The organism is Methylotenera versatilis 301 (genome assembly GCF_000093025.1).
Lineage (GTDB): Bacteria > Pseudomonadota > Gammaproteobacteria > Burkholderiales > Methylophilaceae > Methylotenera > Methylotenera versatilis.
Window position 1 is genome coordinate 2,142,480 of the sequence record NC_014207.1, and the last position, 13,421, is coordinate 2,155,900.

Annotated in this window: 14 protein-coding genes; 2 read left to right on the top strand and 12 right to left on the bottom strand. The window is 42.3% G+C overall.

Going from position 1 to position 13,421, the window contains the following annotated elements; translation table 11 throughout:
• Nucleotides 1-3: 3 nt before the first annotated feature.
• Nucleotides 4-1,182: a 5-demethoxyubiquinol-8 5-hydroxylase UbiM gene (ubiM, locus tag M301_RS09730; RefSeq protein ID WP_013148603.1), complete on the top strand. Its 1,179-nt coding sequence runs from the start codon at nucleotides 4-6 to the stop codon at nucleotides 1,180-1,182.
• A gap of 10 nt (nucleotides 1,183-1,192) precedes the next feature.
• Here the strand turns inward: ubiM and M301_RS09735 are convergent, their stop codons facing one another.
• Nucleotides 1,193-2,068, bottom strand: a complete 876-nt coding sequence (locus tag M301_RS09735) for a radical SAM protein (RefSeq protein WP_013148604.1) — start codon at nucleotides 2,066-2,068, stop codon at nucleotides 1,193-1,195.
• Between the two features lie 56 nt (nucleotides 2,069-2,124).
• Nucleotides 2,125-2,856 (bottom strand): fumarate/nitrate reduction transcriptional regulator Fnr, encoded by a 732-nt coding sequence (fnr, locus tag M301_RS09740; RefSeq protein ID WP_041360050.1) that lies wholly within the window; start codon nucleotides 2,854-2,856, stop codon nucleotides 2,125-2,127.
• Between the two features lie 254 nt (nucleotides 2,857-3,110).
• Between fnr and hemN the strand changes: the two genes are divergently transcribed.
• Entirely contained in the window at nucleotides 3,111-4,538 is a 1,428-nt protein-coding gene (gene hemN, locus M301_RS09745) for an oxygen-independent coproporphyrinogen III oxidase (RefSeq protein WP_238524694.1), read from the top strand.
• A 154-nt stretch (nucleotides 4,539-4,692) separates the two neighbouring features.
• On the opposite strand, the gene M301_RS09750 is transcribed toward hemN, so the two are convergent.
• From M301_RS09750 to M301_RS09795, 10 genes are all read right to left on the bottom strand, one after another.
• A complete protein-coding gene (locus M301_RS09750; RefSeq protein WP_013148607.1) occupies nucleotides 4,693-5,370 on the bottom strand; it encodes an OmpW/AlkL family protein in 678 nt (225 codons plus the stop codon).
• A 117-nt stretch (nucleotides 5,371-5,487) separates the two neighbouring features.
• Nucleotides 5,488-6,126, bottom strand: a complete 639-nt coding sequence (locus tag M301_RS09755; protein ID WP_013148608.1) for a hypothetical protein — start codon at nucleotides 6,124-6,126, stop codon at nucleotides 5,488-5,490.
• A gap of 284 nt (nucleotides 6,127-6,410) precedes the next feature.
• Nucleotides 6,411-7,784 (bottom strand): 23S rRNA (uracil(1939)-C(5))-methyltransferase RlmD, encoded by a 1,374-nt coding sequence (gene rlmD, locus M301_RS09760; RefSeq protein WP_013148609.1) that lies wholly within the window; start codon nucleotides 7,782-7,784, stop codon nucleotides 6,411-6,413.
• A 103-nt stretch (nucleotides 7,785-7,887) separates the two neighbouring features.
• On the bottom strand, nucleotides 7,888-8,658 hold the full coding sequence (locus M301_RS09765; protein ID WP_013148610.1) for a 3'-5' exonuclease: 771 nt from the start codon (nucleotides 8,656-8,658) through the stop codon (nucleotides 7,888-7,890).
• Nucleotides 8,659-8,711: 53 nt separating this feature from the next.
• Nucleotides 8,712-9,221, bottom strand: coding sequence for a hypothetical protein (locus M301_RS09770; protein WP_013148611.1), 510 nt, complete (start codon nucleotides 9,219-9,221; stop codon nucleotides 8,712-8,714).
• Between the two features lie 151 nt (nucleotides 9,222-9,372).
• On the bottom strand, nucleotides 9,373-9,792 hold the full coding sequence (locus tag M301_RS09775) for a YdbL family probable chaperone protein (protein ID WP_013148612.1): 420 nt from the start codon (nucleotides 9,790-9,792) through the stop codon (nucleotides 9,373-9,375).
• Nucleotides 9,793-9,865: 73 nt separating this feature from the next.
• Complete coding sequence (locus M301_RS09780; protein ID WP_013148613.1) at nucleotides 9,866-10,063, bottom strand: hypothetical protein; 198 nt, start codon at nucleotides 10,061-10,063, stop codon at nucleotides 9,866-9,868.
• A 72-nt stretch (nucleotides 10,064-10,135) separates the two neighbouring features.
• A complete protein-coding gene (locus M301_RS09785; RefSeq protein WP_013148614.1) occupies nucleotides 10,136-11,929 on the bottom strand; it encodes an AsmA family protein in 1,794 nt (597 codons plus the stop codon).
• A 30-nt stretch (nucleotides 11,930-11,959) separates the two neighbouring features.
• On the bottom strand, nucleotides 11,960-12,847 hold the full coding sequence (gene cysM / locus M301_RS09790; RefSeq protein WP_013148615.1) for a cysteine synthase CysM: 888 nt from the start codon (nucleotides 12,845-12,847) through the stop codon (nucleotides 11,960-11,962).
• Between the two features lie 29 nt (nucleotides 12,848-12,876).
• Complete coding sequence (locus M301_RS09795; RefSeq protein ID WP_013148616.1) at nucleotides 12,877-13,386, bottom strand: disulfide bond formation protein B; 510 nt, start codon at nucleotides 13,384-13,386, stop codon at nucleotides 12,877-12,879.
• Nucleotides 13,387-13,421 lie beyond the last annotated feature (35 nt).

Here is a 13,421-nt window from a genome sequence, read left to right on the forward strand (position 1 = left end):
ATTATGGCGACTAATGCAGATGTTGTTGTCATAGGTGCTGGTCCAGCCGGCTTATGCTTTGCGAAGTCGCTTGCTGACTCAGGTTTACACATAATCATCATTGAGCGCCAATCTGAACATAGCTTATCTTCCCCTGCTTTTGATGGTCGTGAAATTGCGCTAACCCATCATTCAGCAGCACTCATGCGCGAGTTAGGTATATGGTCGCATATATCGCCTGACGCAATTTCACCTTTAAAAGATGCACGTGTTTTTAATGGCTCATCACTATTCTCAATGGATATTGGTCATAGCGACACACAGAAAACTGAGCTAGGCTATTTAATTTCAAACCATCTTATTCGCAAGGCAGCATACGACGCAGTAAATTCAGCCTCAGCTATCAGCCTTAGAACAGATGTAGAAGTCACTAACATCAAAACTGATGTTAGTAGCAGCCGAATTACGTTAAATAACGGTGAGATAATTCAAGCTAAGTTATTAATAGGTGCTGACAGCCGATTCTCAGAAACGCGTCGGGCAATGGGCATCGCTGCGGACATGCACGACTTTGGTAAAACCATGATGGTCTGCGTGATGGAGCACCCTATTTCGCATGAGCACACGGCATGGGAATGGTTTGATTATGGGCAAACTTTGGCATTGCTACCTATGAATGGGTTGCGCTCATCTGTGGTGATTACATTAGCCCCAGACGAAATGAACCCTTTAATGAAAATGGATGAAGAAGATTTTAACCGTGAAGTTTCAGCCAGATTCAACCATCGGCTTGGTGCAATGCGCCTAGTTTCAACCAAGCACGCTTATCCATTAGTCACGGTATATCCCAAGCGCCTTATCGGGCAACGTTTCGCATTAATAGGTGATGCTGCGGTTGGTATGCACCCAGTCACTGCGCATGGCTTTAATTTTGGTTTAAAGGGCGTTGCAACTTTGTCGAGTGAAATCAAAGCAGCGATTGCAGCAGGCAAAGACTTTGCTTCCTATCCACTACTTCTGCGATACGAACAAAAACATAGACGTGACACGCGCCCACTGTTTCTTGCTACTCATGCCATTGCTAAGATTTATAGCAGCAATAGCCCGCCAGCACGACTATTCAGAGCCGGCGCATTACGCTTAGGTAATAGGATTGCACCGTTCAAGCGTGCAGTGGCAGGTTTTCTAGCCGACGCGCGCTAGTACGCTTTAGCTATGGGCTGACGTATACGGTAAGACCAAGTTGCCGTATGCGTTGCGCTACACCTTCCAACCACGCTTCTGGCAAGCGGCTTAATCGCTTAGCTTCAGCCTGATATGACGGACGTGCAAGCCCGTAAAGATGCACACCCTGCACGACATCCTTAACTTGGCTAATTAGCGCTAAGTAAGCCAAAACATCAGCCTCAGTTGGAGGCTCACCATCTAACCCAAACATGCAAGTTTGTATAAAAGTTGGGCACGCTGCCGCGCACTTTTTAAGCCGCTGAATATGACTTTCTGGATTGAGGTTCACATCATTAACTCTTGCAATGCCTTCTTTAGTGCCCGCATCAAGCTTAAACCAAACCTCACCATTACACTTGGCTAGGTGGCTCACACTATCAAGTACAGCTTGCTTATCCATCAAACTACCATTGGTAATCAATCTCAATTTGATAGGATTTAATTGCTTGGTATTGCCAATTTCACCAAGCAAATTAAAATCTTTCAAGACTTTATCCACCAATGTCACTACCTCGGGAAACTCTTTGGCGCTAGTAGGTTCGCCATTGCCTGAAAAAGCAATGTCTTTCAAATGTCTATCGCCTTCAGCAACGTAGCGCTCCATAAAGTCGCCATGCAGCGCATAGGTCAAAAAAGACCTGAGTTCTTTTTCCAATAGGTCTAACTCAATTGGCGGTGGCGTACCTCGCGCGAGATTGGGCACTTGGCAATAGACGCAGCGCCAGTTACAAGCATTATTGACATTAAGGTTGATACCAATTGAAACGCCGCCAGCGCGACGGGAGACTACAGGATAGATGTATTTCATACCGCTAACGTCACGGTTATGATCAGATACGGTAAGTGTGTGCTGTAAAGTCATTCTAGGGTTTGGAATCTAGCGTTATCAATATTTACAACGCTAGAAATAGTAAGATTTTAACTACATGTTTCTGGGTTGAATATCTTTTTGAGTGCATCAGAATTTAAAATACGCACATAACGTTGCTTCACTTCAATAATACCTTCATCACTGAACTTTGAAAAAGCGCGGCTGACTGTTTCTAACTTCATGCCAAGATAACTGCCAATCTCTTCGCGAGACATTCTAAGCGTCAATTCAGATTGCGAGAAGCCGCGTGCGTGAAGACGCTGCACTAAATTAAGTAAAAATGCTGCTAAACGCTCTTCTGCGCGCATATTGCCGAGCAACATCATCACACTATTTTCGCGCACAATTTCACGGCTCATAATTTTATGCACATGGCGCTGCAACAAGGGAAACTCACGAGATAAATCCTCTACTTTGGCAAAGGGCATCACACAGACTTCGGCATCTTCCAGAGCTACAGCGTTACAGCTATGGAGATCAGTCACAATGCCATCCAAACCGATAATTTCACCTGCCATTTGGAAGCCCGTCACTTGCTCGCGACCATCCTCAGTTGAAACACAGGTTTTGAAAAAACCTGTTCTAATCGCGTACAGTGAAGTGAATACATCACCATTGCTGAAAAGCATATCACCTTGCTTAACTCGACGACGTGTGGCGACCACTTCGTCCAATTTCTTCATATCGTCAGTATTAAACCCGGTAGGCATACAAAGCTCGCGTAAATTACAGTTTGAGCAGGCTACTTTCACGGATTCTGGAGTAATGGCTAGATTCATATTTTGATAAAACTCAATGTGGCAACGTAAGCATAGCGCTAATCCCATCTAGTTACTAGGGATAATTAAAGATAATTATAATTCATCAATATGCCAATATTTCTATCACATATAAGTTAAGTCAATTTCACGCATCATCGTTTGATTTGCATCAAGGAGTTATTCTAACAAAGCTGGCATAGTCCCACTCTGAACTAAATTGTAGGAGTGGATTCATGAGCGCTAATAACATTTCAATTAAGCCTGTTGATAATATGATTAGTATTGTCTCGGCGGCAAATACCAGTTACATCATGCCAGGCGTGACAACGGATATGTTGCAGAAATATGATGTTTCTGGCCCTCGTTATACGTCTTACCCTACGGCGGATAGATTTGTAGAGGCCTTTACAGAAGATGCTTACAAATTAGCCCTAGAACAGAGGTCTATCGCTGGCGCTGCATTACCTTTATCAATTTATGTACACATCCCATTTTGTGAATCGCTTTGCTTCTTTTGCGCATGCAATAAGATTGTGACTAAACACCATGAGCGCAGTGCAGAGTACTTACGCTACTTAAACCGCGAAATCGATTTGCACATGGAACATTTAGGGACTAAAAAAGGTTCCGTGCATACCATTTCACAATTGCATTTAGGTGGCGGCACACCCACATTCTTCTCGGACGACGAGTTGACTGAACTGATGAATATGCTGAAGCGAAACTTTTTTTTTACGCCAAATGGTGAATATTCAATCGAAGTTGATCCACGCACTGTCAACGAGCAACGCTTGAAACATTTAGCCGAATTAGGTTTTAACCGCTTGAGTTTTGGCGTACAAGATTTTGACCCAGAAGTGCAAAAAGCGGTGCATCGCATTCAGCCTGCAGAACAAGTGTTTTCTTTGGTTGAAGCCGCACGTCGCTTGAAATTTGATTCTATCAATGTAGATTTAATCTACGGGCTACCAATGCAAACGCCAGAATCATTTACTCGTACTTTAAATCAAATCGTAGAGCTTAGGCCGAATAGAATAGCGCTATACGGCTACGCGCACTTGCCAGAGAGATTCAAACCACAGCGCCGTATCAGTGAATATGAATTACCAGCAGCGCCAGATAAAATCGCCATGCTATCAAATGCCTTAAAAGCATTTATTGAGGATGGTTATGTGTATGTTGGCATGGATCATTTTGCCTTACCAGACGATGATTTAGCCATTGCAAAACGACAAGGCAGGTTGCACCGTAATTTCCAAGGTTATAGCACACAACCAGATTGTGATTTAATCAGCTTAGGCGTTTCAGCAATAGGTCGCGTTGGGGCTACGTATAGCCAGAACGCGAAAACGATTGAAGAGTATTATGACTACCTTAATCAAGGTCGCTTCCCTGTCGTTCGCGGATTAGCATTATCTAGAGATGATTTAATACGCCGGGCGGTGATTATGGCCATTATGTGCCAAGGTGCATTGCAATATGAATCGATTGAGCTTGCCTATGTGATTGACTTCAAAACTTACTTCGCAAATGAGCTGACATTATTAAAAGAGCAGCAAGCCATAGGCATGGTAGAGCTCGAAGATGGAGGCTTACAGGTAACCGATACTGGTTGGTTCTTTGTGCGAGCAATTGCCATGCTATTTGATAAGTACTTACAAACTGACCGTAATCGGGCACGCTTCTCAAAAATTATTTAAGTTAACATCTATAAAAATAGCCGATAGAAATTTCTATCGGCTATTTTTTGTCTGAATTTTAAGTATTTAAAATATGTTGCACAAAAAAAAGCCCCTACCGCGAACGATAGAGGCAAAGGTGGAACCTTAAAATCTTTATATTAAATACTTATTCTTAGAATTTTTTACCGATACCAATACCAAACACCCATGGATTAATATCTAAGTCATCGATTTTTGTCCAAGCTCCGCCCACTAGCGCCTCAACGTCGGTATTCATTGTGACGTATTTAACATCAGCATTAATTAACCAACCATCTTTAAGATTGACATCAAAGCCTGCTTGAGCAACAAAACCAAACATATTCCGATCAATCCGGATTGGTACAATACCACTGGCATTTAAACTGTGATCAAAGCTATGCGTATAATTGACACCTGCACCAACATAAGGATCAAAAGTTTGATCTGGCATAAAGTGCCATTGAGCGGTTAATGTTGGAGGTAACATATTCACTGAACCTAGATTTTGGTTACCTAATGCGCCTGTGTTACCAGTTATGTTCACATCATGGCGTGTACCTAATGCCAAAATTAATTCAGCCGCAATATTTTTAGTAAAATAGTAAGAAATATCTAATTCAGGAATTATATTATTATCAACAGTCAGAGAAGAACCTGCAGATATAAAGCCTGCCAGTCCTGCGTCACCTGAAATTTTACCCAAATCACTACTTTCATTAGGTGCAACATCTACAGCACGTAAACGCACAACCCAATCACCAGATTCTGCTTGAGCTAGCGCAGGTGCAAAGGCAGCTGCAAGTGCTAATACCAATAATGCTTTTTTCATTTTAAAACTCTCCACATAAGAAACAAATTGATTCGATGTGTGAATTTTACGAGGTGCTATGAATAAGCAATTTGATGTGTATCAACTAGACATACGAAACAGCTGAACGTTGTTTATTTACAACAATAAATCCCGCACGTTTATTTGCATTTCGTTAGCTATAGGCTCTACTTCTTTAATCACTTGCGCAATCAATTGATCAGCCTTCGCTGGTCCCTTATATTCAGATATTGCGATATAAGCAAAATCAATTAATTGTCTTATGGTTTGCAAATCATATTGCAAAGTTAGGGTATTGGTCTTGCGACTGAACCAATCAGACAATTCATCCTTATGGAATTGATCCAGTTTTAATTTTGTGCTGTGCTTAGCGACAAAAGCTCGAAGTGCATCTACTTCATCTTCGTTTACCTTATTGAGTAAGGATTCAAAAAAAGATATAAATAAAAGAGTTGTAGGATCCGCTCTCTTCTTTTTAGCTAATACGTTTATTTTTTTACTAATTTCATCTATCGGATCAGCAAATAATAGATTTTCAGGTAATTTCATAGCATTGGCAATTGAACTTAGAATATCGTTCTGCTTCGCCTTTAGCTCATTTGTTTTACAGCAAACAGCTAGGAATTCAGAGAGTGCAAGCTTCGGCTTATCCGAATAGGACGTCTGCCAGAGGTGTAAGGCGGTAAGTAAGTCTGCGTCATCAAAATATGGGCTCATACCGGTGTATACAGCTCTTCTTCTTAGTTTCAAATCCATACAACTCTCCCAAATTTTACAGTTAACCAAGCTCCGAACTAGCCTGACCATAGGCAAAGCCTATAGTAATTAGTTCAACTATAATGTGATGTAAGTCAAACATATTGCCGATTAAGAATTGAAATGCAGCATAGATCTCACAAGCAAGGTTAAGTTTTCCCCATCACTGCTTGACTGCAATCCCTGAGACTTAAACTTGAAAGCTCCAATGAGACGTATGCTTTAACAAAAAACTTATTTACAGTGCAATAAGCGCCGTAAAAGTATTAGATTAGATAGTTAGACTAAGTAAGTTTAAACAGAGCAATAGATTCTACATGGGCTGTATGTGGAAACATATTAATTACACCTGCAGCAGCGAGGGTATAGCCTTTTTCATTGACTAATACGCCAGCATCACGCGCCAGTGTGGCTGGGTTACATGATACGTAGACAATTAATTTTGGTGCGGTTTCAGGTGTAATTGCTTTGACTAATTCAAAAGCACCATCGCGTGGTGGGTCTACTAACCATTTATCAAAATGGCCAAGTTCGGCTAAGCTTGATTCTGTCATTTTAAATAAATCGGCAACACCAAACTTAACATGCTTGATATTATTTAGGGCGGCACTTTCATTCGCCCTATCGACTAAATTCGCTAAACCTTCTAGCCCTAACACCTGAGCACCACTGTGGGCAATTGGTAAAGTGAAATTGCCGATTCCACAGAAAAAGTCTGCGATTCGTTCATTTTGTTGTGGGGCTAATAACTGCATCGCGCGGCGTAACATGACTCGGTTGATGTGTGGGTTCACTTGCGTAAACTCATTAGGCTTGAACGGGTAAGTTAAATCGAACTCTGGCAGGCTGTATTTAAGCGCTGAGCCAGCCAATGGATAAAATGGTGTAATCGTGTCAGGGCCTTTGGTCTGTGTCCAAATCTGTACAGCGTGTGTATCAGCAAAGTTTGTTAGTAATGCTTCATCATCTGGATTGAGTGCTTCCATAATGCGCAATATCAGCACAATCACGGGGTAATCTTTTTCTGCTTCTAAATCAGCTTCGCCAACTGCCAGCTCAATTTGCGGTAACTTATCGCGTATGCTGAGATGCAAAATCATATGCTGCAATGGCTCTATCAGTGCAGAAACTTCTGGCACTAACACCTCGCATGAATTCATATCTGCCACGTATCGTGTGGCTTTTTCATTAAAACCGACCAATACACGTTCTTTTTTTTCTACATATTTAACGCTTAAACGCGCTTTGTGGCGGTAGCCCCAGGTAGGGCCATATAAAGGCGGTAGCATGTTCTCGGCCTTTACTTTGCCGATATGCCATAAGTCATTTTCAAGTAACCGCTGCTTTGCCGCCACTTGCGCTGCAAAATCTAAATGCTGCAATTTACAGCCGCCACACAATCCAAAATGCGGGCATTTAGGCGTCACACGTTGGTTGGATTGCTTTAACACATCAACAACATTGGCAACTTCATAACTCGGCTTAATGCGGATGGATTGATAAGTAACTTTTTCATTGGGCAGTGCGCCATCAATAAAAATGGTTTTACCCTCGACATGTGCGACACCGCGCCCTTCTTGATCTAGCGACTCAATCGTCGCATGTTTTGTTTCGAGGATGGCTGGGGGTTTATTGCGATTTCTAGCGTGTCGTGCCATGTGAAAACCTGTATTTCTGAGTGAGGTGTGATTTTAGCGCATTATTAACATATTGTTAAAAAGTGTCATGATATATATAGAGACTCCGACCTACGAAAAACTACTACCAAGCGGCTAGAAACTCAGTCCAATGCGGTGCGCTGTAACTAGTCAATGTCTCACGAACAAGCTTAATTTCTGTTTCATACGCTGCTTGTGTCAGGTTGCCGCGCATAAGTTGAAATCGTAAAAATACCAAGTGTGTATTAGCAACATCCGTCTCGCAGTAATTGCGGATTTCTTCAATTTTTCCTGCTTTATAAGCATCCCACACCTTACTGCCATCCATACCTAGCTTACCTGGAAAGCCGCACAGTTTAGCCAAATCATCCAAGGGTGCATTGGCACGTGCGTTGTACATTGCCATTACATCCATTAAATCTAAATGGCGCATGTGGTAACGGCTAATGTAGTTATTCCATTTGAATTCTTTGTCGTCTTCGCCCAAATCCCAATAACGACTAGCGTTAATGCCGTGTATCAGTCCGCGATAATGCAGCACTGGCAAATCAAAGCCACTGCCATTCCAAGAGATGATTTGCGGGGTGAATTTATCGATGCCATCAAAAAAACGCTGGATAATTTCAGCTTCTGTGGCATCCGCATCGCCGAGGGTCCAAACTTTGAAGTTATTACCTTCGCGCAGTGCACATGAAATGGCGCAAATTCGGTGTTGATGCAATGGTAAAAAATCTGTGCCATTCTGCTGGCGTCGTTGATGCAAGGCGATATTGGCAACATCGTCTGCTGAAGTTTCAGGTGGCAGGTTATACAAAACTCGCAGGCCATCCGTATCAGGAATGGTCTCGATATCAAATACTAAGGTAGGCGTCATGCCAAAAGCATACACGATACAACATCTAATGAGCAACCAGCCCGTGTGACTATTTAGGCAAACTCTGCTGCGTCTAATGTTGGGGCTTGTTCAGATTCTGCTGACTCTTCAGCTTTATGTATCAGTATTGGTGTCAGCATTTCACCGTCTACAAATGCTAGCATTGCGTAACGTACTGGCTCATCGGCTTGGACTGGCGTAAATTTACCAAAACCAAATTTTGAGTTTTTAATCACTTGCCATGCACCTCTGGGTTCGGCATATTCAGGCTTTGAAAAGTGCTGCCTAATTTGTGCGGAGGTCATGCTATGAAGCACGTAATCTGTACTTCCTATCAAAAGTGACCAGCGTGTCTCATCTTCATTCTCGGCACTTTCCAACTGATATAAATACCAATCATCACGCTGATAAATCAATTGAAATATGCTGTGGATAGCCTGCGTTCGCGTATTGATGGCATAGTAAACACCTTGATCATCCAAGGTAATTGCTTTGCCAAAAGAAGGAAAGTTAATCACGTTATTTGAGACATTGCTGAGCATGCTTGAAGAATGACTTGGCATTTTGCACTCCATTAACTTATCAAAGTTAAGCTTAGTGTATGCCTGTCACCAAGAAGCTAAAGCTGAAAATAACATTAGATTAATGGCCTAATTCAATCAAAACTGAACTGACTATAATAAATAAAGGCTGCCTAAGCAGCCTAGAAATTGACTATTTTTTCACCCAACCGCTGTCACTTTGATAATACCAGCCGCTCTGCGCTTTATCTATCCAGCGACCCGCAAATGTGCCTTGAATATCGCCACGCCACTCTGGGTGACCATTACCTGCGGCGATTTCTTTATACAAAGCATTGCGATCGGCATTCTCAGCCGCCACTAGCGCATTAATGCCTTGTCTATCTTTTAGAGGCACGGCCGTCGTATCACGCACCGCAATCAGGCCATCTTTAGTGAGGCCTATAGCGCCACTGGCATAATGCGGTGCTAACTGATTGTGGCGTGTCTGCATACTGTTTTTAATCGCCGAAATCGCCGGCGTGTTAACCTCTAGATCTGGCACTGCATTTGCCAAGCTGCTCGATAAAAATATCGCCATCACCACTATAAAAATACTCATTAGTTTTTGCATGTTATTTCCTTTTTTTCGATCCGTTTACAACTTAATCTGTTTTCGAGTCAGACATCTCGGGTTGAAACTTTACTTACTTAGCTACAGGAGCATCTGCAGGTTTATTGGTCGTTGTTTGCGCGTCATCTTTAAGCTGCCAGACATCATCGATAATTTTATCGGCTGCTTTTTCTGCAGCAGCGGCGGGAAAGTAAATATTGATAGTCACGCAGGCTGATAAGCCAGCAATCACCGCTAACAAACTTATATTCTTGGTTAAATTACTTTTCATTGTTATTCCTTATTCGATAGCACAATTCAATATAGACCTAATGAATGGATAAAACTTAAAGTGCGATTTGGCTTACTGCACAAGTACCTTGGTATTGCCGTCAGTAATACGTTTTATTCTACCTAACAAATCAGACAAGCTGATTCTTTGGGTATATCCATTCACATTCACTGCCGGTATACCTTTACCTTTAACGATCACATACCCTGTTGTGGTTGACTCAACGCCACCCATTTCACATACATCTTGACGCAATTTGCAACTTAAACCTATCTTTTCGTAATTAAACTCTTTAAAGAAACGTAAAAAAGTCCGCTGCAAAGCTGCTGCAGTACCTTCACCACCTAAAGCGGCAATATTTTCAACCGCGCGTTGCGAGATTTTTTTAAGATGCTTGCCTTCACTAGTTTGAATAGAGGCATCCAAGCGCACAGGCTTCCAGTTCTCTAGCACCATACTCTTCACATCACCATCCAATTTACCCTCAATATCACCGAAGCTAAATGTACGCGTTAAGTTGCCTAAATCTAATCTACGCATTTGTAAATCTGCCTGCAAACGTGGCACCACACCTAGAGGATCCTCAATTTTAAGATTATCCATACCAATAGTGCCATCAAATACATTAAAAACCATCGCCCCATCCATCACCAGCAGCTTCCCTGCATAAGTTAGTTGCGGTACTCGACCCGATATTTTACCTTGCATGATTGGCCAACCCAGCGCTTTAGTAAATTCGGTCATCGAAATTGGCGTGACATTCATGCCTACATGCCAATACCAGTTATCAGAAATCATCGCCGCAGATAAGTCTGTGAAATTAAGGGCTCCATCTAGAATTGGCAATGTGAGCTGTGGTGTAGTGAATGAATATCGATTAATCACCGCACTTAACTTAGTGTCACCCAAAGGCATTTTAAGTAAATGTCCACCTTCGTATTCAATGTTCACAGTTTTGGCGCTGTTGTAATCCCATGGCAAATGCGCATTCATATGTTTGAACGCAAACTTACCGTTTTTATCATCAATATTGGCATCGCGCAGATTCAACTCAAAACTACTCGGTTCTAAATTTTTAATTTCGAACTGCCAATCGGCTTTGCCTGATACATCCAAATTACCAAACACTGATTTTTCAGCCATAGGCTTCAGGAATATGGCGTAAAGCCCTGCGAAATCGACGTCTTTAGCGCTGACTTTAATATCCTCAACTGCTTTTGTTTCCGTGTTAATCTGCACACTTGAAGTCATCTTGCCGACCTCATTCACCAGTAAGCTGGCATTCTCAATATTCAGCATAGGCTGCTTGAAAGTACCGTTAACTTCGAACCTATTGCCTGCCTTGCCAAAATAAAATGGTTGCCAAAACAACTCGCCCTTATCCCAGCTAATCAGGCCGTTCCATTGCCAAATGTTATTGATATTTTTTGCGGCAAGTTTAATTTCACCAGTGAGATTTTCCCCCGCATGCAGACCAGACTCATCACTAAAATTAGCCGCGTTAAAAGCAATATCGATTGCAAAATCGTTGGGGTAACTCACAAAATTAACTGAAAATGGCGCCTTTACTTGCTTGGCTATAAAGCTGCCATTCAAACAATCTATTTGCCCAATTTTTTCAGTATTAAATTGCGCGCATTGCAGGCTGAAGGGAATAAATTCTTTTTCGTTGGTCGGCTTTACTTCTGCTTTCAAGCTTAGCGTCGGCTTCGTGCCTTTTAAATCTACCTGAAATTGTGCATTTTTGAGTTTACCAGCAGGCGCGTCAACCTCGCCGACTTGAATTTGAATAGCACTAATGGCATAAGCCTGCTGATAAAACAAACTGATGCATATACTAAAAACAATGGCTAGCTGACGAAACATTTAATCTGGAGGCATTAATGAAAAGTCTATTTACGAAGGAAACACGCCTGTAGATAAGTATCGATCACCCCTATCGCAAACAATAGTGACAATCACTGCATTTTCTAGCTCTTTAGAAAGCTGTAGCGCCGTGTATAAAGCACCGCCACTTGAGATTCCTGCGAATACGCCCTCTTCAGTAGCTAACTTTCTAGTGATATTTTCGGCATTTTTTTGATTCACATAGCGCAACTCATCCACACGGCTAGCCTCGTAAATCTCAGGTAAATATTCAACTGGCCACTTACGAATACCTGGAATCTGGCTGCCTTCTTCTGGCTGCACGCCAACAATTTGGATGTTTGGATTTTGCTCTTTTAAATAGCGTGAAACGCCCATAATCGTCCCTGTGGTGCCCATGCTCGATACAAAATGCGTCACTTTCCCGCCAGTATCGCGCCAAATCTCAGGGCCAGTGCCTTCGTAATGCGCAAGAGGATTATCACTATTACCAAACTGATCTAATACGATGCCCTCACCTTCCGCTTGCAGCTTCATCGCCACGTCACGTGCAAGCTCCATGCTGCCATCTTTAGGCGTTAATATCAGCTCTGCACCATAAGCTTTCATGCTTTGGCGGCGTTCCATACTTTGGTTGTCTGGCATGACTAATATCATTTTATAGCCGCGCATCGCCGCAACCATCGCCAATGCAATGCCAGTGTTGCCACTTGTCGCTTCAATCAGCGTATCGCCAGGTTTAATATCGCCGCGTGCCTCAGCCCTAGTAATCATGCTGTAAGCTGGTCTATCTTTTACTGAGCCTGCAGGATTATTGCCTTCGAGCTTGAGTAATATTGTGTTGCTGGTGTTACCAGCCATGCGCTGCAGTTTAACTAAGGGGGTATTACCGACAAAATCATCTAATGTTTTATACATTTACTTAAGTTTCTTTATGTGTGGTTTTATTATTTATTGAGCTTAGCTAGATACAAGGCATAAACAGCCATGCTAATAAAGGCGATAAGCGCCATTTGCGGTATGCTCAAGCCAAGAAAAGTCCAATCGATTGAGGCGCAATCCCCTGTTCCGCGAAACACCAATTTAAGCGCTTTTTGTAATGGAAAATTCTCAAACATATAGTCGAAACCAACACCGCAGTCTGCAATCATCGTGTCGCGATGCGCTTGTAACCACCAGTGTCTAATTGCCACGCCAGCGCCACCGAGAGCCGTTAACACCTGGAATAAAGTAAATAATTTACCAAGAATAGAGGCCGGTTTAATGAATGCCGCAATTAAAAATAGTACGCCCAAACCCATAAATACCATGCGCTGTGATATGCATAGTGGGCAAGGATTTAGTTGATAGTGCGTTTGTATCGCCAATGCCAAACCGACCAAGCCAAAACAAGCCACAAAACCTAGCAAATAGCCGCGTTTACCGCTGAGTAATTTATTTAACATTTCACATTTCATTTAAAACACCTTATATTTTGTTAGCTGTGCGATTT